General features: G+C 60.4%; 23 protein-coding genes. 16 read left to right on the top strand and 7 right to left on the bottom strand.

The features are described from left to right. Positions 1-6 precede the first annotated feature (6 nt). On the bottom strand, positions 7-1035 hold the full coding sequence (locus ACK6BI_RS09315) for a WD40/YVTN/BNR-like repeat-containing protein (protein ID WP_409316839.1): 1029 nt from the start codon (positions 1033-1035) through the stop codon (positions 7-9). Positions 1036-1475: 440 nt separating this feature from the next. Here ACK6BI_RS09315 and ACK6BI_RS09310 point away from each other — a divergent pair, with 440 nt between their 5' ends. From ACK6BI_RS09310 to ACK6BI_RS09280, 7 genes are all read left to right on the top strand, one after another. Next, complete coding sequence (locus ACK6BI_RS09310; protein WP_409316838.1) at positions 1476-2075, top strand: amino acid synthesis family protein; 600 nt, start codon at positions 1476-1478, stop codon at positions 2073-2075. 22 nt (positions 2076-2097) lie between these two features. Next, positions 2098-2931, top strand: coding sequence for an alpha/beta fold hydrolase (locus ACK6BI_RS09305; RefSeq protein ID WP_409316837.1), 834 nt, complete (start codon positions 2098-2100; stop codon positions 2929-2931). Continuing rightward, positions 2928-4409 carry an aldehyde dehydrogenase gene (locus tag ACK6BI_RS09300; protein WP_409316836.1) on the top strand — a complete coding sequence of 494 codons (1482 nt, stop codon included), beginning with the start codon at positions 2928-2930 and terminating at the stop codon, positions 4407-4409. The genes ACK6BI_RS09305 and ACK6BI_RS09300 overlap by 4 nt, the downstream gene beginning before the upstream one ends. A gap of 12 nt (positions 4410-4421) precedes the next feature. Beyond that, a complete protein-coding gene (locus tag ACK6BI_RS09295; protein ID WP_409316835.1) occupies positions 4422-4907 on the top strand; it encodes a flavin reductase family protein in 486 nt (161 codons plus the stop codon). Positions 4908-5041: 134 nt separating this feature from the next. Continuing rightward, on the top strand, positions 5042-5431 hold the full coding sequence (locus ACK6BI_RS09290) for a carboxymuconolactone decarboxylase family protein (protein WP_409316834.1): 390 nt from the start codon (positions 5042-5044) through the stop codon (positions 5429-5431). A 58-nt stretch (positions 5432-5489) separates the two neighbouring features. Next, entirely contained in the window at positions 5490-6242 is a 753-nt protein-coding gene (locus ACK6BI_RS09285) for a GntR family transcriptional regulator (RefSeq protein WP_260519811.1), read from the top strand. A gap of 1 nt (position 6243) precedes the next feature. Further along, entirely contained in the window at positions 6244-6807 is a 564-nt protein-coding gene (locus ACK6BI_RS09280; RefSeq protein ID WP_409316833.1) for an NUDIX hydrolase, read from the top strand. Between the two features lie 57 nt (positions 6808-6864). On the opposite strand, the gene ACK6BI_RS09275 is transcribed toward ACK6BI_RS09280, so the two are convergent. The 3 genes from ACK6BI_RS09275 to ACK6BI_RS09265 form a co-directional block, all read right to left on the bottom strand. Continuing rightward, entirely contained in the window at positions 6865-7224 is a 360-nt protein-coding gene (locus tag ACK6BI_RS09275; RefSeq protein WP_236676608.1) for a hypothetical protein, read from the bottom strand. Positions 7225-7315: 91 nt separating this feature from the next. Continuing rightward, positions 7316-8014 carry a hypothetical protein gene (locus ACK6BI_RS09270; RefSeq protein WP_052912742.1) on the bottom strand — a complete coding sequence of 233 codons (699 nt, stop codon included), beginning with the start codon at positions 8012-8014 and terminating at the stop codon, positions 7316-7318. Then, positions 8014-8520, bottom strand: a complete 507-nt coding sequence (locus ACK6BI_RS09265) for a PAAR domain-containing protein (protein WP_409316832.1) — start codon at positions 8518-8520, stop codon at positions 8014-8016. Before ACK6BI_RS09265 ends, ACK6BI_RS09270 begins: the two co-directional genes overlap by 1 nt. Before the next feature lie 523 nt (positions 8521-9043). Here ACK6BI_RS09265 and ACK6BI_RS09260 point away from each other — a divergent pair. After that, on the top strand, positions 9044-9310 hold the full coding sequence (locus ACK6BI_RS09260; protein ID WP_127798408.1) for a short-chain dehydrogenase: 267 nt from the start codon (positions 9044-9046) through the stop codon (positions 9308-9310). Between the two features lie 117 nt (positions 9311-9427). On the opposite strand, the gene ACK6BI_RS09255 is transcribed toward ACK6BI_RS09260, so the two are convergent. Beyond that, a complete protein-coding gene (locus tag ACK6BI_RS09255) occupies positions 9428-9721 on the bottom strand; it encodes a DUF1330 domain-containing protein (RefSeq protein ID WP_409316831.1) in 294 nt (97 codons plus the stop codon). Between the two features lie 65 nt (positions 9722-9786). On the opposite strand from ACK6BI_RS09255, the gene ribBA reads away from it, so the two are divergent. The 5 genes from ribBA to ACK6BI_RS09230 all read left to right on the top strand — a co-directional run bounded on the left by ribBA (position 9787) and on the right by ACK6BI_RS09230 (position 15021). Continuing rightward, positions 9787-10896 (top strand): bifunctional 3,4-dihydroxy-2-butanone-4-phosphate synthase/GTP cyclohydrolase II, encoded by a 1110-nt coding sequence (gene ribBA / locus ACK6BI_RS09250; protein ID WP_085711338.1) that lies wholly within the window; start codon positions 9787-9789, stop codon positions 10894-10896. A 167-nt stretch (positions 10897-11063) separates the two neighbouring features. After that, the gene (locus ACK6BI_RS09245) at positions 11064-12089 is read left to right on the top strand and encodes an ABC transporter substrate-binding protein (protein WP_409316830.1); all 1026 of its coding nucleotides are present in this window, start codon (positions 11064-11066) and stop codon (positions 12087-12089) included. Further along, positions 12086-13033 (top strand): ABC transporter permease, encoded by a 948-nt coding sequence (locus ACK6BI_RS09240; protein ID WP_409316888.1) that lies wholly within the window; start codon positions 12086-12088, stop codon positions 13031-13033. Before ACK6BI_RS09245 ends, ACK6BI_RS09240 begins: the two co-directional genes overlap by 4 nt. 6 nt (positions 13034-13039) lie before the next feature. Continuing rightward, positions 13040-13849 (top strand): ABC transporter permease, encoded by an 810-nt coding sequence (locus tag ACK6BI_RS09235; RefSeq protein WP_409316829.1) that lies wholly within the window; start codon positions 13040-13042, stop codon positions 13847-13849. 17 nt (positions 13850-13866) lie between these two features. After that, positions 13867-15021, top strand: coding sequence for an ABC transporter ATP-binding protein (locus tag ACK6BI_RS09230; protein ID WP_409316828.1), 1155 nt, complete (start codon positions 13867-13869; stop codon positions 15019-15021). A gap of 115 nt (positions 15022-15136) precedes the next feature. Here ACK6BI_RS09230 and map read toward each other — a convergent pair whose 3' ends face one another. Beyond that, the gene (map, locus tag ACK6BI_RS09225) at positions 15137-15928 is read right to left on the bottom strand and encodes a type I methionyl aminopeptidase (protein WP_409316827.1); all 792 of its coding nucleotides are present in this window, start codon (positions 15926-15928) and stop codon (positions 15137-15139) included. Beyond that, a complete protein-coding gene (locus tag ACK6BI_RS09220) occupies positions 15925-16185 on the bottom strand; it encodes a ParD-like family protein (RefSeq protein ID WP_409316826.1) in 261 nt (86 codons plus the stop codon). The genes map and ACK6BI_RS09220 overlap by 4 nt, the downstream gene beginning before the upstream one ends. 294 nt (positions 16186-16479) lie before the next feature. Here ACK6BI_RS09220 and ACK6BI_RS09215 point away from each other — a divergent pair, with 294 nt between their 5' ends. The 3 genes from ACK6BI_RS09215 to ACK6BI_RS09205 all read left to right on the top strand — a co-directional run bounded on the left by ACK6BI_RS09215 (position 16480) and on the right by ACK6BI_RS09205 (position 20226). Beyond that, on the top strand, positions 16480-17415 hold the full coding sequence (locus tag ACK6BI_RS09215) for a Ppx/GppA family phosphatase (protein WP_409316825.1): 936 nt from the start codon (positions 16480-16482) through the stop codon (positions 17413-17415). 259 nt (positions 17416-17674) lie between these two features. Then, entirely contained in the window at positions 17675-19051 is a 1377-nt protein-coding gene (locus ACK6BI_RS09210; RefSeq protein WP_409316824.1) for a pyridoxal-phosphate dependent enzyme, read from the top strand. Continuing rightward, a complete protein-coding gene (locus ACK6BI_RS09205; protein WP_409316823.1) occupies positions 19048-20226 on the top strand; it encodes a cystathionine gamma-synthase in 1179 nt (392 codons plus the stop codon). The genes ACK6BI_RS09210 and ACK6BI_RS09205 overlap by 4 nt, the downstream gene beginning before the upstream one ends. The last annotated feature ends 402 nt before the right edge of the window (positions 20227-20628 follow it).

Below are 20628 nucleotides of genomic sequence, written 5' to 3'. Positions count from 1 at the left end.
TTCGGCTCATTTGCCCAGCTCGGTGCCGTCTGGCGTGGTGGTGTGGACGCCACCCTGTCCGCTCAGGATCAGGTTGCCGTTGCCGGCGGCGGTGACCGACGACAGCGAGATGCGATCCGGGCGGTTGAACACGCTGAAGGTTTCACCGTTGTCGCTGCTGCTGATCACCGTGCCGCCGTTGCCGACGATGATGATGGAGCCGTCGTCGAGCCGTGTGGCGCCCGACAGGCCGAACTCCAGCGCACCGCGCGCCGCCTTGAGTTCGATCTGCTGCCAGGTACTGCCGAAGTCGGTGGAGCGATAGAGGTTGCCACGCAGCCCGTAGGCCAGCAGCGTGGAAGGCTGGGCGGTGCCGATCACACCGAACAGCGAGCCTTGATAGGGGCCCTCGATTTTTTCCCAGGTCCGGCCCCAGTCGGCGGAACGGAACATCGCGCCCTGCTCGCCCACGATGAACAGCCCGGCGTCCTTAACGGCGGCAATGGCATTGAGATGGAACTGGTCCTGGTTGTCGAGGCGGTCGCTGACGTCTTGCCAGTTCTTGCCGCCGTCGGTGGTTTCCAGCAAGGCGCCGTAGGCACCCACGGCAAGACCGTTGTTGAGGTCCTGGAACCAGAGGTCGAGCAGCGGCGATTCGCGCTTGAGGTCTTCGAACTGTTTGGTCCAGGTCCGGCCACCGTCTTCACTGGCGAGGATCTGCGCGTCATGGCCGACGGCCCAGCCGTGCTTGTCATCGACGAAATACACCGCCGTCAGCAACTGGCGGCTCGGCACCTTGGCCTGGGTCCAGGTCTTGCCCTGGTCGTCGGAGTAGAGAATGTGCCCGCGATCACCGACTGCCACCAGCCGTGAACCGGCGTGGACGACATCGAGCATCAGGCTTTTCGAGGCCTTGGCCGATTCGATGGCGTAAACCACATCGGCGGGCGCTTCGGCGGCCAGGACAGGCGCCGACAGGCTGGCAAAGCCCAGCAGAGAGAGTGCTGTGGCCAGCAACGCGGTGTTGCGTAACGCCGGCGGGCGGCAACGACTCATAGACCTTCCCCTATTTATTATTGTTAGGCCGTTCGGCCTTCAAGGGCGCCGCAAGCGTGCTCCAGCGACGGTTGGTCAGAAGCATAGTCCTGAAACCCGCAACCCAGAGCCACTTCGGAAGCTGGCTCATCCTATCGGGCATTCGAAACGTCTGACAATCGGCGCAACGTTATCTTTTGTTAACCGCGCAAGCTGGTGTTGCGAATGAATTCCAGTGTGGGAGCGAGCCTGCTCGCGAAGGCGGCGCTGCAGTCAACATCATCACTGGCTGACCCACCGCTTTCGCGAGAATGCTGGTGTGTTCGTGATTGCGGTAGAGGGTGAATGCGCGGGCATTGGTCCGACTGATGGAAGGGAATCTTGCACAGGGGACTTGCGCGATCAGTATTATGGTATACCATCAGACGCACAGACACTCTTTATCCCCTACGGAGCAGCGCATGAGTTTCGAAATTCGCAAGATCGTCAGCTATGTCGAAGAGACCCTCATTGAAGGCGGCAAGGCGTCCGACACCCCGGTGACCATGGCTGGTCTGGCCGTCGTGATGAAGAACCCGTGGGTCGGCAACGGCTTTGTCGAAGACCTCAAGCCGCAGATCCGCGCCAACTGCTCCGACCTGGGCGCGATGATGGTCGAGCGACTGGTGGGCATCATCGGCGGCGCCGAGAAGATCGAGGCCTATGGCAAAGCGGCAGTGGTCGGCGCCGATGGCGAGATCGAACACGCCTCGGCGGTGATCCACACCCTGCGCTTCGGCAACCACTACCGCGAAGCGGTCAAGGCCAAGAGCTACCTGAGCTTCACCAACAAGCGCGGCGGTCCCGGCACATCGATCCAGATCCCGATGATGCACAAGGATGACGAAGGCCTGCGCTCGCACTACATCACCCTGGAAATGCAGATCGAAGACGCCCCGCGCGCCGATGAAATCGTCGTGGTGCTCGGTTGCGCCGACGGTGGTCGCCTGCACCCGCGCATCGGCAACCGCTACATCGATCTGGAAGAACTGGCCGCCGAAAAAGCCCGGTCAGCACAATAAAAAGGCATTGCAGGAGCGCTCCATGATTCGGCCTACCGCTGAACTCACCCCGGCCGGCACCAGTTATCTGGCGACCGGCCAGGGCCACCCCGTGGTGTTGATCCACGGCGTGGGCCTGAACAAAGAAATGTGGGGCGGCCAGATCGTTGGCCTGGCCGCGCAATACCGGGTGATCGCCTATGACATGCTCGGGCACGGCGCCAGTCCGCGACCGGCGAGCGGCACCACCCTGCTCGGTTATGCCGATCAGTTGCTGGAGCTGCTCGACCACCTGCAATTGCCGCTGGCATCGGTGATCGGTTTTTCCATGGGCGGTCTGGTGGCGCGGGCGTTTGCCCTGCATTTTCCGGAGCGCCTGAAAAGCCTGGTGGTGCTCAACAGCGTGTTCAACCGCAGCGAAGAACAGCGCGCCGGGGTCATTGCCCGCACCGCGCAGGCGGCCGAACACGGGCCGGACGCGAATGCCGAAGCGGCGCTGTCGCGCTGGTTCAGCCGTGAATATCAGGCGGCCAACCCGGCGCAGATCGCCGCGATCCGCCAGACCCTCGCCGGTAACGATCCGCAGGGTTACCTGACCACTTACGAATTGTTCGCCACCCAGGACATGTACCGCGCCGACGATCTGGGCAGCATCCAGGCACCGACGCTGATCGCCACCGGCGAGCTGGACCCCGGATCGACCCCGGAAATGGCCGCGCAACTGGCGGCACGCATTCCCGGGGCGAAGGTTGCCGTGCTGCCCGAACAACGGCATATGATGCCGGTAGAGTCGCCGCGACTGGTCAACCAGCTGTTGCTGGAGTTTCTCGAAAGCGCACACGCCCGACAAAACCATATAAAGGGGATCGTTGCATGACACTCGCACGCTTCCAGATGTGCATCGGCGGAGAATGGGTCGACGCCCTCTCCGGAAAGACCTTCGAAAGCCTCAACCCGGCGCTGGCCGAGCCCTGGGCCGAGCTGCCCGACGCGGATGAGGCCGACGTCGAACGCGCCGTGCAAGCTGCGCAGACTGCCTTCGACAGCCCGGCGTGGCGTGGTTTGACCGCTACCGCGCGCGGCAAACTGTTGCGTCGTCTCGGAGACCTGATCGCCGAAAACAAGGAACAACTGGCGCAGCTGGAAAGTCGCGACAACGGCAAACTGATCCGCGAGACCCGGGGTCAGGTCGGTTATCTGCCGGAGTTTTTCCACTACACCGCCGGTCTTGCCGACAAGCTCGAAGGCGGCACGTTGCCGCTGGACAAGCCTGACCTGTTTGCCTACACCGTGCATGAAGCCATGGGTGTGGTGGCGGCGATCATTCCCTGGAACAGCCCGCTTTATCTGACCGCGATCAAACTGGCGCCAGCACTGGCCGCCGGCAACACCATTGTGATCAAACCGTCGGAACACGCCTCGGCGACCATTCTGGAGCTGGCGCGTCTGGCCCTGGAAGCCGGGATCCCGCCGGGCGTGGTCAACGTCGTCACCGGCTACGGCCCGAGCACCGGCGCCGCCCTCACCCGTCACCCGCTTGTCCGCAAAATCGCTTTCACCGGCGGTGCAGCCACGGCCCGGCATGTGGTGCGCAGCAGCGCCGAAAACTTCGCCAAGCTGTCGCTGGAACTGGGCGGCAAGTCGCCGAACATCATCTTTGCCGACGCCGATCTCGACAGCGCGATCAATGGTGCCATCGCCGGGATCTACGCGGCGTCCGGGCAGAGCTGCGTGTCCGGTTCGCGACTGCTGGTGCAAGACGACATCTACGACGAATTCGTCAGCCGGCTGGTCGAACGCGCCCAACGCATCCGCATCGGCAACCCGCAGGACGACAACAGCGAAATGGGCCCGATGGCCACCGCGCAGCAACTGGCGGTGGTTGAAGGCCTGGTGGCTGATGCGATTGCTGAAGGTGCGCGCCTGCGTCTGGGCGGCAAGCGTCCGAGCGGCGTGGGCGATGGCTGGTTTTACGAACCGACGCTGTTCGAGTGTGACCGCAACTCGATGAAGATCATGCAGGAAGAGGTCTTCGGCCCGGTGGCCTCGGTGATCCGGTTCAAGGACGAAGCCGAGGCCCTGGCGATTGCCAACGACTCGCAGTTCGGCCTCGCCGCCGGCATCTGGACCCGCGACCTGGGCCGTGCCCATCGCCTGGCCCGGGACGTGCGCTCGGGGATCATCTGGGTCAACACCTACCGCGCGGTGTCGGCAATGGCGCCGATCGGCGGCTTCAAGAACAGTGGCTATGGACGCGAAAGCGGCATCGATTCGGTGCTGGCCTACACCGAACTGAAAACGGTGTGGATCAACCTCTCTCAGGCGCCCATGCCTGATCCGTTTGTGATGCGCTAGGAGTCCTGCGACATGATCGAACCCGGCATTTACAAAGACGTCATGGGCTCGTTTCCGTCCGGGGTCACGGTGGTCACCACCCTCGACCCGGACGGCGGCATCGTCGGCATCACCGCCAGCGCCTTCAGTGCGCTGTCGATTGATCCGGCGCTGGTGCTGTTCTGCCCCAACTACGCTTCCGACACTTACCCGGTGCTCCGCGACAGCAAGCGTTTCGCGATCCACTTGCTGTCCGCCGACCAGACCGCCGAGGCCTACGCCTTCGCCGGCAAAGGCAAGGACAAGGCCAACGGCATCGACTGGCATTTGAGCGAGCTGGGTAACCCGATCCTCGCCAGGGCCACGGCGATCATCGAGTGCGAACTGTGGCGCGAATACGACGGCGGCGACCACGCGATCATCGTCGGCGCGGTGAAGAACCTGATCCTGCCGGAGCAGCCGGTGACGCCGATGATTTATCACAAGGGCAAGCTTGGCGCGTTGCCGACACTGGGTTGATTGCCATACACCACTCCTGTGGGAGCGAGCCTGCTCGCGAAAGCGGTCGACCATTCAACGTTTGCGTCGACTGCCAAGACGCCTTCGCGAGCAGGCTCGCTCCCACAGGGGGATATCTGTGGATTGGAGGGATGATGAATAACGAGAAATATGAGCAGGGCCTGAAGATCCGCACCCAGGTGCTCGGCGAAGCCTACGTGCAGCGCTCGATCGAGAACGCCGACGACTTCACCCGACCGCTGCAGGAAATGGTCACCGAATACTGCTGGGGTCATGTCTGGGGACGCGAAGGCCTGTCGCTCAAGGAACGCAGCATGATCAACCTGGCGATGATCTCGGCGCTCAACCGTCCGCACGAACTGAAACTGCATGTGCGCGGCGCCTTGCGTAACGGCCTGAGTCGTGAGCAAATACGCGAAATTCTGCTTCAGGTCGGTATTTATTGCGGCGTCCCGGCAGCCGTGGACAGTTTCCGGCTCGCCCGTGAAGCCTTCGCCGAAGCCGACGCCGAGGCCTCCAGTTAACCCCTCGGCTGTTTGAATGCCCGTCTGGCATGGACAGCCAACTTAAAGAGCGGACCCCATGAAACGCCTGCCACTCGACGACAGCTTCAAGGTCAATCGCAACCCCGTCACCCTGCGCGAAATCGTGCTGGATAAACTGCGAAGCGCCATCATGAACTTCCAGCTGCTGCCGGGCGATCGCCTGGTGGAGCGCGATCTGTGCGACCGCCTGGGCGTCAGCCGTACCTCGGTGCGTGAAGCCTTGCGTCACCTGGAATCCGAAGGCCTGGTGGAGTTCGCCGACGCCAAGGGCCCCCGCGTGGCGATCATCACCCTCGCCGATGCGGTCGACATTTATGAACTGCGTTGCGTGCTCGAAGGCCTGATCGTCCAGCTGTTCACCCTGCGCGCCAAGGCCAAGGACATCAAGGCCCTGGAAAAGGCCCTCGACGAGAACCGCAAGGCGCTCAAGGATGGCGAACTGCAACAGGTGATCGATTCGGTGCAGGGTTTCTACGACGTGCTGCTCGAAGGCTCGGGCAACCATGTCGCGGCCACTCAGTTGCGTCAGTTGCAGGCGCGCATCAGCTACCTGCGGGCGACGTCGGTGTCCCAGGAAAACCGTCGCGGCGCGAGCAACCAGGAAATGGAAAAAATGGTCGAGGCGATCAAGAGCGGCGATCCGTTGGCGGCGCACCAGGCGTGTGTCGATCACGTGCGCGCTGCGGCTGCCGTCGCGCTCGACTACCTCAAGCGCAAGCAGGAAGAGACCGGCGCCACGCCGGAAATCACCCTGCCCATCGCGCTGAAAGAACCACGCATGGGTCACTGACATGTTCAGCCCGAGCTATTGCCCGAAATGCGGTGGTGCCGACCTCGGTCAGCAGGTGCCGCCGGGCGATACGCACGAGCGCCTGATGTGCCGCGGCTGCGGCTACATCCACTATGTGAACCCGAAGATCATCGCCGGCTGCATCATCGAGCAGGACGGCAAATACCTCTTGTGCCAACGGGCGATCCCCCCGCGCCCGGGCACCTGGACCCTGCCCGCCGGTTTCATGGAAAGCGGCGAAACCACCGAACAGGCCGCCCTGCGCGAAGTCTGGGAAGAAAGCGGCGTACGCGCGGAAATCATCTCGCCGTATTCAATCTTCAGCGTGCCGAAGATCAGCGAGGTCTACATCATCTTCCGCGCCCTCGCGCTGGAAATCACCGGCCAGTACGGCCCGGAAACGCAGGACTGCAAATTCTTCGCCCCTGAAGACATCCCGTGGGAGCAGATCTACTACCCGGCGATCCGGCAGATCCTCGAACGCTACATCGAGGAACGCCAGGCCGGGGTGTATGGCATGTACATGGGCAATGACGACAGCGGCAAGATTCATTTCATGCGTTGATCAGCCGTCGCTTGCTAGAGATACGGAGCTCGGCCCGGTTCCTCGGTAGATAGGTGCTCAGTCCGGCATCGCACGAATGATATCCGCCAGATCATCTTTGGTGATTTCATTGGCTTTGAGAGCAGCGGAGATATCTTTTTTGGAGAGTGGAAAACGCTTGAAAATGTCTTTCAAGGTATCGGCATCAATATTGGCCAGCCAAAGAGGATCGATAAAGGAACCGCCATATTCGGGTTTCATTGGAACTTCTTCGTGGGCAATGGCACCTTTGTGATTCAGATACACCACATAACGATCGTGCCCTTCAGGAAAGCTTTTATCGTGATATAGCGTTGTTCCCATCGGCAGGACATAGTAATTGTCATCGCCGCCTTGCCCTTCGATCAGCAGTGGCTCTTTGGTTTTAATCATCTTCATAGTGTGTTCCTTTGCAGTATCGCCAAAAATCAGAAAAGCCATAAAGACTGCATTTACAAATAAGGCCGCCGTCAGCCAAAAGCCAATCTGCCTATTTGTAAACATTCTTTTTATCATAGTGTGCCTCAGTATTCCCTTCGAGCATGGCTTGTAAATCCGCAGGCATGAAAATCCCGTCCTGAGGTTTGGTCTGCGTGCGCGCAGCCTGCCTTTCCAGGAATGACAACCCACGCATTTCGCTATATTTGGACGGATTCTGCACGATTGGCTTACCCGAAATTTTGGCTCCCGCAATCGTTACAGTTGTGCAGTTATTGGTGGTTGGATGATAGTTGGACGGCAATACATAGCGCGCAGACGTTGCTGTCTTTCTTCTTAGCTCCTTTTTCTGGGCGACAATACCGTCGAAGTGAGCGATAACGGCCTCAGCGGTTGCACTATCCAAAAAATAAACAAATCCAGTTGTTGTGCGCCCCAAGCTGTTCTCACCCGAGATGTACGCTTTGAAGGATGTCCAAACGTTCAGCACTCCCTCCCCTTCGCTATCAAACGTCCCCCAGGTTTTTCCATAACGCCCAAAATCATAGGTGATGTCTTTAGAACCAACCACTACATGTAAAGCAGCATGCCCGAAAGGATGCTCTTCCTTGTCACGGGTGTAAGGGCCACCCACAAGTATCTCCATATATGCACCCGACACGACGACTTGGTTGGTTTTTGTAGTTTTCCCCGATGCGCCTGTACTTTTTGCTGCCTGTGTTGTGCTGGTAGTTTTAGTCGGCTGAACCATTAAAGATGTTCCGTATCTTCAAGTTTCGGGAATTTTATACTGCAACTTCCCCTAGGAATGTTTGCGACATGCACGAAGCCATTTTCGTCAAGGACGCCTGTCATCAACGTTCCATCGGGGAGCGTCAGTTCGTACGCCTCGTTGGCGACAGGCTCATCTCTATCGTTCAGCAACTGAAACTCGACAAACGTCTTTTCTTTCAGGAACTGCGAGAAAAAGCTAGTGGGCGCCCCTCCACCAGATTCACCCACGAAGGTATCGGGAGACCCGGCAGTGATTGTCGCTCCACATGCTGTCTGCGAGCCGACGTGTGCTACGTCTTTTCCCAGCCCGAACACGTGAGGAGCACCGGTAGTTATGGGATTACTGCCGTGAACCGGGCAGGAATAGGTGTCTCCTACCAAAGCTACAGGCATTGAGTTAACGAAAATTGGGCTCGATCCAGTGGCGATATTTCCGCCGTGACTTCCTGGATCTCCAAGTCGTGCGACTGGCTTTCCTGCCATCGTTTCTCTCCTTTGAACATCACAATGGCTGGATAGTAACCGATCCTTGATCACTCCTGAACGAGCAAAATACGAAACGGAACCGGCTTAGAGGACTCGTTGCGTTTTCCGGCGTGGCGCTGGTTGACGACCCTAGCCCCACTCCCTATCCTCGCGCCTGTCACGACTCATTCGTGATCGGGTTTGACGGCCCGTAATCTTCTCACGACGTGCATAGCCTTCTCTGCTCGAGCACTCCTGTGTCCGATGCATTCTTTATGGCGACTGTGCGCGGGGCATCTTCGGGTGCGCCGGTGTCCGTGAGAGCCGGTCCGTCAACCCACGCACAGTTGCCACCCAATTTCGTTTGACGGCGTTTTTGTGGCAGCTCTACTGGATCTTACGGAGCTACACCCATGACGGAATCGACCATAGAACTCATCCCCTGCACTCGCCGCGATCGACTCAGGCAATTCCTGGTCGGCAATATGTCGATAGCGCTGAGAAGAACCTTCACAGGCAATCTTCAGGCAGGTGCTGGCGTATGAATACCCACATTTCAATGACCCACAACGAAGACAGCATTCCAGTGCTCCTGGTCTCAACACAGGCACCGCTGGACGTTTTGCACAGCAGCGCGGCAAGCAGGTTTTTGGCAGCTACACAGATGATGGAAAGCCTCGCCAGCCTGGATATTTCAGCTGCCAAAGGTGTTGATGTGCAGCAACTCGCCCACGCAGCAGCGATTTTGCTTCGTGATGGCTGTGATGTAATGGACGTATTAGGGCGGCAGATTCAAGCCCAAGGCTGAGCAAAGACTCACAGTCCTTAACCGCTGATAGCTGCGATCTTCTGATCACGAATAAGAGCATCAAAAGATCGCAGCCACCATCGATTCGCTAGTTCCTCCGGACTCGTAAACAAGCGCTTACGGCGCCATCCCTTCCACAATAACGATCTCCGCCCTAGCCCACTCCTCCCGGTAACTCTTCGCCTCCTGATACGCCGCCGAGCGATAGCACGCCACGGCCTGCTCGTAGCTGTCGAACTCGATCACCACGCTGCGCTGCGGCGTCGTCCGCCCTTCCATCGCTTCGCTGCGCCCGCCTCTGGCCAGGAACTTCGCGCCGAACTCGGCGAACGCTTTCGGCGCGCGCTGGGTGTATTGGCTGTAGTGATCGGCATCGGTGATGTCCACGTGAGCAATCCAGTACGCCTTCATAGTGACCTCTCGGTTTAATTTGTATTATGGTATACCACAAATTTCACCCACATCGAGAGTCCAGCATGGCCTTCAACAGCATCGAAGAAATCATCGAAGATTATCGCCTCGGCAAAATGGTGCTGCTGGTCGATGACGAAGACCGGGAAAACGAAGGCGACCTACTGCTGGCCGCCGACCGTTGCACGCCCGAGGCGATCAGTTTCATGGCCCGCGAAGCTCGAGGGCTGATTTGCCTGACGTTGACCGACGACCATTGCCAGCGCCTGGGGCTTGAGCAGATGGTGCCGAGCAATGGCAGCGTGTTCAGTACCGCGTTCACGGTTTCCATCGAAGCGGCGGTGGGCGTGACTACCGGCATTTCCGCAGCCGACCGCGCTTGTACGGTGGCCGCTGCGGTGGCGCCCAATGCTCGCGCAGAAGACCTGGTGCAGCCCGGCCATATCTTTCCGCTGCGGGCCAAGGAAGGTGGCGTGTTGACCCGCGCCGGTCATACCGAGGCCGGTTGTGATCTGGCGCGTTTGGCCGGTTTCACGCCGGCCTCGGTGATTGTCGAGGTGATGAACGACGACGGCACCATGGCCCGCCGTCCGGATCTGGAAGTCTTCGCCCGCAAGCACGGAATCAAGATCGGCACGATCGCCGACCTGATCCACTATCGCCTGAGCACCGAACATACCATCGAGCGCATCGGCGAGCGGGAGTTGCCGACGGTGCATGGCACGTTCCGTTTGATCACTTTCGAAGATCGTATCGAGGGCGGCGTGCACATGGCGATGGTCATGGGCGAATTGCGGCGCGAGGAGCCGACGCTGGTGCGCGTGCATGTGATCGATCCGCTGCGTGATCTGGTCGGTGCCGAGTACAGCGGGCCAACGAACTGGACGCTGTGGGCAGCGCTGCAACGGGTCGCGGCCGAGGGCCATGGCGTGGTCGTGGTGCTGGCCAATCATGAATCGTCGCAAGCGTTGCTGGAGCGGGTGCCGCAACTGACTCAGCCGCCACGGCAGTTCAGCCGCTCGCAATCTCGGATCTATTCGGAGGTCGGCACCGGAGCGCAAATTTTGCAGAACCTCGGCGTCGGCAAGCTGCGCCACTTGGGGCCGCCGCTGAAATATGCCGGGTTGACCGGCTACGATCTTGAGGTGGTCGAGAGCATTCCGTTCACCGAATAACCCCGTTTGCCAGATAGCCGGTAAGGCAAAGTGCTTGCACAAAGCTTGGAATACCATAATATGATATTCCATAGACCGGACGACCTGAAAAACCGTCCAGCTACTGCTCCCGACAGGCGGGCAACAACGCAAGGCCCGCTCAAAAACACAACAATGAGGGCGTAAAAATGGTGTTGAACAAAGCTGCAACCGCGATCTTTCTTGCGGGACTGCTGAGCGTGACCGGCCAGGCCGCGATGGCCGCCGAGAGTGTGAACTTTGTCAGCTGGGGCGGTAGCACCCAGGATGCGCAGAAACAGGCCTGGGCCGATCCGTTCAGCAAGGCCAGCGGCATCACCGTCGTGCAGGACGGCCCGACCGACTACGGCAAACTCAAGGCCATGGTCGAGAGCGGCAACGTGCAATGGGACGTGGTCGACGTCGAAGCCGACTTCGCCCTGCGCGCCGCCTCCGAAGGCCTGCTCGAACCCCTCGATTTCAAACAGATTCAGCGCGACAAGATCGACCCGCGTTTCGTCAGCGACTACGGCGTCGGCTCGTTCTTCTTCTCCTTCGTCCTCGGCTATAACGAGGGCAAACTCGGCGCCAACAAGCCACAGGAATGGAGCGCACTGTTCGACACCAAAACCTTCCCCGGCAAACGCGCCCTGTACAAATGGCCGAGCCCCGGCGTGCTGGAACTGGCCTTGCTTGCCGACGGCGTACCGGCCGACAAGCTCTACCCGCTGGACCTGGATCGCGCCTTCAAGAAGCTCGACACCATCAAGAAAGACATCGTCTGGTGGGGCGGCGGCGCGCAGTCGCAGCAACTGCTGGCCTCCGGTGAAGCGAGCATGGGCCAGTTCTGGAACGGTCGGATTCACGCCCTGCAGGAGGACGGCGCACCGGTCGGCGTGAGCTGGAAACAGAACCTGGTCATGGCCGACATCCTGGTGGTGCCAAAGGGTTCGAAGAACAAGGACGCGGCGATGAAGTTCCTGGCCAGCGCCAGCAGTGCCAAGGGCCAGGCGGATTTCTCCAACCTGACCGCCTATGCCCCGGTCAACGTCGACAGTGTGCAGCGTCTGGACTCGACGCTGGCCCCGAACCTGCCGACTGCCTACGCTAAGGATCAGATCACTCTTGATTTCGCGTACTGGGCCAAGAACGGCCAGGCCATCGCGACACGGTGGAACGAATGGCTGGTCAAATGAAAATGGCGGCCACCGCGTCCCGTCCCTCCACTGCCACCGGGAGCGCCGCAAGCGCTGCCGGGTCGGCCGCCGGAAAAAAGGCCAGTGCCATGGCGCCAGCCCCGTCCCTCAAGCAACGCTGGCGCGGCGCCGGCAACCTTGCGCCGGCCCTGTTGTTTATCGGCTTGTTCTTTCTGGCGCCGTTGATTGGTCTGCTGTTGCGCGGAGTGCTGGAACCGGTGCCGGGTCTTGGCAATTACGAACAACTGTTCGCCAACTCGGCGTATGCGCGGGTGCTGTTCAACACCTTTTCGGTGGCGGGACTGGTGACCGTGTTCAGCCTGTTGCTCGGCTTTCCATTGGCGTGGGCGATCACGCTGGTGCCACGGGGCTGGGGCCGCTGGATCCTCAATATCGTGCTGCTGTCGATGTGGACCAGCCTCCTCGCCCGCACCTACTCCTGGCTGGTGTTGCTGCAGGCGTCGGGTGTCATCAACAAGGCGCTGATGGCGCTGGGCATCATCGATCAGCCGCTGGAAATGGTGCACAACCTGACCGGCGTGGTGATCGGCATGAGCTACATCATGATCCCGTTCATCGTGCTGCCGTTGCAGGCGACCATGCAAGCCATCGACCCGATGATCCTGCAGGCCGGCTCGATCTGTGGCGCCAGTCCTTGGACCAACTTCTTCCGGGTGTTCCTGCCGCTGTGCCGGCCGGGGCTGGCGTCCGGCGGGTTGATGGTGTTCGTGATGTCGCTCGGTTACTACGTCACCCCGGCGCTGCTGGGCGGAGCGCAGAACATGATGCTGCCGGAGTTCATCATTCAGCAGGTGCAATCGTTCCTCAACTGGGGCCTGGCCAGCGCCGGCGCCGCGTTGCTGATCGTCATCACCCTGGTGCTGTTCTACTTCTATCTGAGGCTTCAACCGGAATCTCCGGTTGGCGCCAGTAACGCGAGGTAAGCCGACATGCTCCTGACGCCCAATGCCATGAGCCGCCGGATGCGCTTCGGCCTGTATTTCACCACCGGGCTGATCGCGTTGTTTCTGTTGCTGCCGATCGTATTCATCGTGCTGCTGTCGTTCGGTTCGTCCCAGTGGCTGGTGTTCCCGCCGCCGGGCTGGACGCTGAAATGGTACGGCCAGTTCTTCTCCAACGCCGATTGGATGAACGCGGCGGCAGCCAGCCTGAAAGTCGCGGTACTGACCACAGTCTGCGCCGTGGCCCTCGGTTTGCCGACTGCCTTTGCGCTGGTGCGCGGACGCTTTCCCGGCCGGGAAATGCTCTACGGTCTGTTCACCCTGCCGATGATCGTGCCGCTGGTGATCATCGCCGTGGCGGTGTACGCGCTGTTTCTCAAGCTCGGCTACACCGGGACGATGTTCGCCTTCGTGGTCAGCCATGTGATCGTCGCGTTGCCGTTCACCATCATCTCGATCATCAACTCGCTGAAACTGTTCGATCAGTCGATTGAAGACGCGGCGGTGATCTGCGGGGCGTCGCGCCTGCAAGCGGTGTTCAAGGTGACATTCCCGGCGATTCGCCCGGGGATGGTGGCCGGCGCCCTCTTCGCCTTCCTGGTTTCGTGGGACGAAGTGGTGCTCAGCGTGATGATGGCCAGCCCGACCCTGCAAACCCTTCCCGTGAAAATGTGGACCACCCTGCGCCAGGACCTGACGCCCGTGATCGCCGTCGCGTCGACGCTGCTGATCGGCTTGTCGGTATTGGTCATGGTGATCGCCGCCGCTCTGCGCCGGCGCAATGAAATCAGCGCCTGAGCGCCCAGGAGTACGACATGAGTGCCGTGATCAAAGACGCCTCCCAGCAGAACGACAAACCTCTGGTCAGCCTGCGCAACCTGAACAAGCATTACGGCGATTTCGCCGCCGTGGACAACATCTCGCTGGACATCAAGGACGGCGAATTCCTGACCTTCCTCGGCTCCAGCGGCTCGGGCAAAAGCACCACGCTGTCGATACTCGCCGGCTTCGAAACCCCGAGCAGCGGCGAGATTCTGGTCAACGGCCAATCGCTGGTGAATGTGCCGCCGCACAAGCGTGACATCGGCATGGTGTTCCAGCGTTACTCGCTGTTCCCGCATCTGTCGGTGCGCGACAACATCGCGTTCCCGCTGACGATCCGCAAACTCGCTGCCGCCGAACGCGACAAACGCGTCGATGCGATGCTGAAACTGGTGCAACTGGAGCAGTTCGCCCATCGCCGCCCTTCACAATTGTCCGGCGGTCAGCAGCAACGGGTCGCCATTGCTCGCGCACTGGTCTACGAGCCTCGCATTCTGCTGATGGACGAACCCCTCGGGGCGCTGGACAAAAAGTTGCGCGAAGACTTGCAGGATGAGTTGCGCCAGTTGCACCGACGCCTCGGCATCACCATCGTCTACGTGACCCACGATCAGGAAGAAGCCATGCGCCTGTCCCAGCGCATCGCGATTTTCAGTCACGGCAAAATTGTCGGGCTCGGCAGCGGTTATGACCTGTACCAGAATCCACCGAATGCATTTGTGGCGTCATTCCTTGGCAACTCGAACTTTCTCAGGCTCAAGGCGCAGGGTAACGGGGCGGCGAGTTTTGAGGGGCAATCGCTGTCGATCCGGCTTACCGCTGGATTGCAGAGCGGGCAGGATGTTTTGCTGATGGTGCGCCCGGAAAAAGCCCTGGCGTTGAGTGCGCAGCAAGCAGCCAGCGAGCCGTTGACGGCAGGCTGGAACGAGGTTTCGGCAAAGGTGATCGAGGTGCTGTTTCTGGGTGAGAGCCAGACCTGCAGTGTGGTGACATCGGGCGGGACTTCGATGACGGTGAAAGCATTGTCGGCGGCGGGAATGCCGTTGAAGGCTGGCGATCCGGTGCAGGTGCGCTGGGCGACTGCCGATGCCTGCGTCTACACCGAGTGGGCCGAAAGCGATCTGAACAAAGCTGCCGGATCACACTGATCACCAAGCTCTTGTGGGAGCGAGCTTGCTCGCGATGGCGGAATGTCAGGCGGCATTCATGTCGACTGAAAAATCGCCATCGCGGGCAAGCCCGCTCCCACAAGTCCTGCGCCAATCAATTGATTGGCGGATACCCTTCGATCTGATCAGGCCAGGCCGTCAACACTTCAAACCCGTCCTCAGTCACCGCCACCATGTGTTCCCACTGCGCCGACAGAGAGCCGTCCTTGGTCAGCACGGTCCAGCCATCCGGCATGTTCTTCACATGACGTTTGCCGGCATTGAGCATCGGCTCAATGGTGAAGATCATCCCCGCCTTCAGCTTCAGACCCTGATTCGGATATCCGTAATGCAGCACCTGCGGCTCATCGTGATAGACCTTGCCGATCCCGTGTCCGCAGTACTCGCGCACCACACTGAAACCTTCACGTTCCGCCAGGCTCTGGATCGCATGACCGATGTCACCCAGGGTAGCGCCCGGACGTACGACGCGAATGCCGGCGCACATGGCCTCGTAGGTGGTCTTGATCAGGTGCTGTGCCTCGGGCGATGCCTGGCCGACCACGTACATGCGGCTGGTGTCACCGAACCAGCCATCCTTGATCACGGCGATATCAAGGTTGAGGATGTCGCCATCCTTCAGCGGCGTTCCCGTAGGGATGCCGTGACAGACCACGTCGTTGACCGAGGCACAGACGGTTTTCGGAAAACCGTGATAACCGACGTTGGCCGGAATCGCTTTCTGCACGTTGACGATGTAGTCGTTGCACAAGCGGTCCAGCTGATCCGTGGTAACGCCGGCCTTGACGTGCGGCACCAGCATCGCCAGCACCTCGGCAGCCAATTGCCCGGCCACGCGGGATTGGGCGATCTCGGCCCGGGAGTTGATCTTGATCGGGTTTCTCATGCCTTGGCTGCCTCTTGAACCGGGTTGTTCTGCGCGGCATCGGCCAGGGCACAGATTTGTTGCAGATCCAGACCACCCGCTTGCTCCGCGCGAATCAGCAAGCGGCAGATGGCGTGGTGATCGAGGTCGGGATGCAGCTCGGCGAGCATGCCGATGCGCATCCAGTGCTCGGCCTGCGCGTTGATCGAGCGGCTCAGTGCGTTGCTGGAGATGCGCAGATTTTCGTGCATGTCCTCTGAAATTTTTACGATGCCCATGACAAAATCCGATATGGAATATATATGGAACGTATATTAATCGGGCAATCCTTCGAATTGCAAATTTCGCTGACGAGTCAAATCGCAGGCAAAAAAAAGCTGCCAGAGTTGGCAGCCGAAATCATGAAAAGCACGCGATGTATTGGGCCAAGTATGAACACCCGATAATGACAAAGTCATGACAGCGCCAAATTCATTGAACCGCCCTTCCGGCGTCATCAGGTTGTCATCGAAGCCATTGCAGAATCCTCGCAAACCGCCCGGGCCTGGGGTGGTGGTTTTGCAAGGACTCCCATGAAAGAAGACGCCTCGCTGTTTGCTGCCATCGATCTCGGGTCGAATGCGTTTCGCATGATGATCGGTCAGTCGGTCCGCAGCAAAAAGGGCTTCATGATTCAGGAAGTGAAAACCTTGCGTGAACCGGTGCGGCTGGCTGAAGGATTCGATGGCCGTGTGCTCGACGAAATGGCGCTGGATCGCGGCTGGCAGGCTCTGGCGCGGTTCGGCAAAAAGCTGCGCGGTTTCGAGCCGGGTCGTGTGCGGGCAGTGGCCACCAGCGCCGTGCGCGAGGCCGACAACGCGCAATTGTTTCTGGGCAGCGCGGAGCGGCATCTGGGCTTTCGCATCGATGTAATTTCCGGACACGAAGAAGCGCGCCTGGTCTACGCCGGTGTCGCCCACACCTTGCCGGTCGCCGATGACATGCGTCTGGTGGTCGACATTGGTGGCGGCTCCACCGAGCTGATTCTCGGCCAGGGTTCGCAACCGTTGCTGACCGAAAGCATCGCCATCGGCAGCGGCACCCTTAGCACGCGTTATTTTCGCAACGGCGATATCTCCCCGGGCGCCCTGCAAGAAGCCGAGCGAGTCGCCATCCTGCAATTCGAAAAGGTCGCCCGGCGCTATCGCGCACAGGGCTGGCAGCAGACCATCGGCTCTTCGGGCACGGCACGGATGCTGGCCAAAGTGCTCAAGGCCAATCGCCTGAATGACTTCGGTCAGGGCGGCATCACCTACGGTGGCCTGCTGCGGCTGTCGCTGCGCCTGCTGGAAGTCAGCAATGTGCGGCAACTGAAACTGGCCGCCCTGCAGCCACATCGCCAAGGCATTCTGCCCGGTGGTCTGGTGGTCATGCTCGCCGCCTTCAAGGTGTTCGGCATCGCACAAATGGAGCCATCGGAGCCCGGTTTGAGACTGGGTGTTCTGCATGGACTGATGAGCAACCATTGATCGGTTTTCACTGCCGGATATTCGTCGCCGGATCAAGCTTTTCACAACGTCGAAGACGCCCTTTGAATACTCGATGACGCCTCTGTGTAAACCTCGGTAAATCGCTCCCTTCCCCTCTCTGATTTCGTTCTATGGTTAGATCGAAATGGCTGAACTGCACGCTGACTAATGGTTGCGACCGTTGGTGTCTGCGCCTATGTTGCACGCGAGCTTTTCCCCCGCGAATGGAACGCGATCAACACCACAAAGAGGTGAAGAAATGTCAAAGGAATCACGCCCTGCCGTACTTGGGCTGATCGGCAATACTCCGCTGGTACAAGTCACCCGGTTCGATACCGGTTTGTGCACCCTGTTCCTCAAACTCGAATCCCAAAACCCCGGCGGCTCGATCAAGGACCGTATCGGCCTGGCAATGATCGACGCCGCCGAGCGCGACGGCCGTCTGCAACCCGGTGGCACCATCGTTGAGGCCACCGCCGGCAATACCGGTCTGGGTCTTGCACTGGTCGGGCGTGCCAAGGGCTACCGAGTGGTGCTGGTAGTCCCGGACAAGATGTCCACGGAAAAAGTCCTGCACCTCAAGGCCATGGGCGCCGAAGTGCACATCACCCGTTCCGATGTCGGCAAGGGTCACCCCGAGTACTATCAGGACGTGGCCGCACGTCTGGCGAAAGACATTCCCGGCGCATTCTTCGCCGACCAGTTCAACAACCCTGCCAACCCACTGGCCCACGAATGCAGCACCGCGCCGGAAATCTGGGCGCAGACCGAGCATGACCTGGACGCCATCGTGGTCGGCGTCGGTTCCGCCGGCACGCTGACCGGCCTTACCCGTTTCTTCAAACGCGTACAACCGGACCTCGAGATGGTCCTGGCCGACCCGGTCGGTTCGGTCATGGCCGAATACAGCCGCAGCAAGCACCTCGGCACTGCCGGTTCGTGGGCGGTGGAAGGCATCGGCGAAGACTTCATTCCCTCGATCACCGACCTGTCGAGCGTGCGCAGCGCCTACTCGATCAGCGACGAAGAAAGCTTCGATCACGCCCGCCAGTTGCTGCGCTCCGAAGGCATTCTCGGTGGCTCGTCCACCGGCACCCTGCTCGCCGCCGCGCTGCGTTACTGCCGTGAACAGACCGTACCGAAACGTGTGGTCAGTTTTGTCTGCGACACCGGCACCCGCTATCTGTCGAAGGTCTACAACGACCAGTGGATGACCGACCAGGGCCTGTTGCAGCGCAAGCGCTATGGCGACCTGCGCGATCTGATTGCCCGACGTTTCGAAGACGGCAAAGTAGTCAGCGTCGGCCCGGACGACACCCTGATGACCGCGTTCCAGCGCATGCGCCTGGCGGATGTTTCGCAACTGCCGGTGCTGGTGGACGGCAAACGACTGGTCGGTGTGATCGACGAATCGGACATTCTGGTGCGCGTTCACGAAGATGCCACGCTCTTCAGCAAACCCGTCGCCAGCGCGATGACGGACAAACTGCAAACCCTCGCCCCCGCCGCGACCCTGGCTGAACTGGAAGCCGTGCTCAGCAGCGGCCTGGTGGCGATCATTGCCGACGCTTCGGGCTTCCACGGCCTGATCACCCGCGTCGACATGCTCAACCAACTACGGAGATCCCTTGCATGAGTCAGCACGACAAAAACGCCCGCCCGCAGGGTTTCGCCACTCGCGTGATCCACGCCGGACAGACGCCGGACCCGACCACCGGCGCGCTGATGCCGCCGATCTACGCCAACTCCACGTACCTGCAAGACAGCCCCGGCGTGCACAAGGGCTTCGACTACGGCCGCTCGCACAATCCGACGCGTTTTGCCCTGGAGCGTTGCGTGGCGGATCTGGAGGGCGGCACTCAGGCGTTTGCCTTCGCGTCCGGGCTGGCGACCATTTCCACCGTGCTCGAACTGATCGATGCCGGCTCGCACATCGTCTCCGGCAATGACCTGTACGGCGGCACTTTCCGCCTGTTCGACAAGGTGCGCCAGCGCAGTGCCGGGCATCGTTTCAGCTATGTCGATCTGGCCGACCTGTCCGCGTTCGAAGCCTCGCTGCAGGACGACACGCGCATGGTCATGGTCGAAACGCCGACCAACCCGCTGCTGAGCCTGTCCGACCTCGCCGCCATCGCGCGCATCTGCAAGGCCCGCGGGATCATCTGCGTGGCTGACAACACCTTCGCCAGCCCGTGGATCCAGCGTCCTCTGGAGCTGGGTTTTGACATCGTGCTGCACTCGACCACCAAGTACCTGAACGGTCACTCCGATGTGATCGGCGGCATTGCGGTGGTTGGCGACAACCCTGAACTCGCCGAGCGCCTGGGCTTCCTGCAAAACGCCGTTGGTGCCATCAGCGGGCCGTTCGACGCCTTCCTCACCCTGCGCGGTGTGAAGACCCTGGCGCTGCGCATGGAACGCCATTGCAGCAACGCGCTGGAGCTGGCGCGCTGGCTGGAGCAACAACCGCAGGTCAGACGCGTCTACTACCCGGGCCTGGAATCCCATCCGCAGCATGAACTGGCCAAGCGTCAGATGCGCGGTTTCGGCGGGATGATTTCTCTGGATCTGAACAGTGATCTGGCAGGCGCCCGGCGCTTCCTGGAGAACGTGCAGATCTTCGCCCTGGCCGAAAGCCTCGGCGGCGTGGAAAGCCTGATCGAGCATCCGGCGATCATGACCCACGCGACCATCCCGGCCGAAACCCGCGCCAAACTCGGCATCGGTGACAGCCTGGTGCGCCTGTCGGTGGGCGTCGAGGATATCGAGGATCTGCGGGCGGATCTGGCACAGGCTTTGGCCAGCATCTGATCCGCAGAAACGTCAAAGCCCGCACGAAGCGGGCTTTGGTGTTCGAGTAGGCGGCCAGTGCTGGTCTCTGGCTTACGAGGTTTCTCAGGACTCCCACAGTACAGGCAATGTGCTCTGCTGCTTCACACGGCATAAGGGCTGGAACCCAGCGCGGGGTTCTTTCTAACCGTGTACCCTTCGGAACGCGCCCAACGCTTCCTCGCTATCCGCTTGCGCATCAGTCTGCGTCTTCGCCTACATGCTTGAGCCTAGCAAACCCATCGCTGCGCGCTACGCGGTTTTTAGACTGATTGTTTTCTAGCGCTTGCCTGCAAGGAAGTGAACCGACTATCGCTTTCGCGCACCCACGACCTGCCACCCGATCGGGGCGAACGATACTTTTCAAGTTCGCTGTTCAGGATC

It is taken from the genome of Pseudomonas sp. KCJK9016 (genome assembly GCF_046231795.1).
Classification (GTDB): Bacteria; Pseudomonadota; Gammaproteobacteria; order Pseudomonadales; family Pseudomonadaceae; genus Aquipseudomonas; species Aquipseudomonas bananamidigenes.
This window is presented reverse-complemented; position numbering and strand designations above follow the sequence as displayed.

Bases quoted from the DNA above. Each gene is read 5' to 3' on its own strand.
- ACK6BI_RS09315 (WP_409316839.1), bottom strand. From the start codon at position 1,035: ATGAGTCGTTGCCGCCCGCCGGCGTTACGCAACACCGCGTTGCTGGCC.
- ACK6BI_RS09310 (WP_409316838.1), top strand. From the start codon at position 1,476: ATGAGTTTCGAAATTCGCAAGATCGTCAGCTATGTCGAAGAGACCCTC.
- ACK6BI_RS09305 (WP_409316837.1), top strand. From the start codon at position 2,098: ATGATTCGGCCTACCGCTGAACTCACCCCGGCCGGCACCAGTTATCTG.
- ACK6BI_RS09300 (WP_409316836.1), top strand. From the start codon at position 2,928: ATGACACTCGCACGCTTCCAGATGTGCATCGGCGGAGAATGGGTCGAC.
- ACK6BI_RS09295 (WP_409316835.1), top strand. From the start codon at position 4,422: ATGATCGAACCCGGCATTTACAAAGACGTCATGGGCTCGTTTCCGTCC.
- ACK6BI_RS09290 (WP_409316834.1), top strand. From the start codon at position 5,042: ATGAATAACGAGAAATATGAGCAGGGCCTGAAGATCCGCACCCAGGTG.
- ACK6BI_RS09285 (WP_260519811.1), top strand. From the start codon at position 5,490: ATGAAACGCCTGCCACTCGACGACAGCTTCAAGGTCAATCGCAACCCC.
- ACK6BI_RS09280 (WP_409316833.1), top strand. From the start codon at position 6,244: ATGTTCAGCCCGAGCTATTGCCCGAAATGCGGTGGTGCCGACCTCGGT.
- ACK6BI_RS09275 (WP_236676608.1), bottom strand. From the start codon at position 7,224: ATGAAGATGATTAAAACCAAAGAGCCACTGCTGATCGAAGGGCAAGGC.
- ACK6BI_RS09270 (WP_052912742.1), bottom strand. From the start codon at position 8,014: ATGGTTCAGCCGACTAAAACTACCAGCACAACACAGGCAGCAAAAAGT.
- ACK6BI_RS09265 (WP_409316832.1), bottom strand. From the start codon at position 8,520: ATGGCAGGAAAGCCAGTCGCACGACTTGGAGATCCAGGAAGTCACGGC.
- ACK6BI_RS09260 (WP_127798408.1), top strand. From the start codon at position 9,044: ATGAATACCCACATTTCAATGACCCACAACGAAGACAGCATTCCAGTG.
- ACK6BI_RS09255 (WP_409316831.1), bottom strand. From the start codon at position 9,721: ATGAAGGCGTACTGGATTGCTCACGTGGACATCACCGATGCCGATCAC.
- ribBA (WP_085711338.1), top strand. From the start codon at position 9,787: ATGGCCTTCAACAGCATCGAAGAAATCATCGAAGATTATCGCCTCGGC.
- ACK6BI_RS09245 (WP_409316830.1), top strand. From the start codon at position 11,064: ATGGTGTTGAACAAAGCTGCAACCGCGATCTTTCTTGCGGGACTGCTG.
- ACK6BI_RS09240 (WP_409316888.1), top strand. From the start codon at position 12,086: ATGAAAATGGCGGCCACCGCGTCCCGTCCCTCCACTGCCACCGGGAGC.
- ACK6BI_RS09235 (WP_409316829.1), top strand. From the start codon at position 13,040: ATGCTCCTGACGCCCAATGCCATGAGCCGCCGGATGCGCTTCGGCCTG.
- ACK6BI_RS09230 (WP_409316828.1), top strand. From the start codon at position 13,867: ATGAGTGCCGTGATCAAAGACGCCTCCCAGCAGAACGACAAACCTCTG.
- map (WP_409316827.1), bottom strand. From the start codon at position 15,928: ATGAGAAACCCGATCAAGATCAACTCCCGGGCCGAGATCGCCCAATCC.
- ACK6BI_RS09220 (WP_409316826.1), bottom strand. From the start codon at position 16,185: ATGGGCATCGTAAAAATTTCAGAGGACATGCACGAAAATCTGCGCATC.
- ACK6BI_RS09215 (WP_409316825.1), top strand. From the start codon at position 16,480: ATGAAAGAAGACGCCTCGCTGTTTGCTGCCATCGATCTCGGGTCGAAT.
- ACK6BI_RS09210 (WP_409316824.1), top strand. From the start codon at position 17,675: ATGTCAAAGGAATCACGCCCTGCCGTACTTGGGCTGATCGGCAATACT.
- ACK6BI_RS09205 (WP_409316823.1), top strand. From the start codon at position 19,048: ATGAGTCAGCACGACAAAAACGCCCGCCCGCAGGGTTTCGCCACTCGC.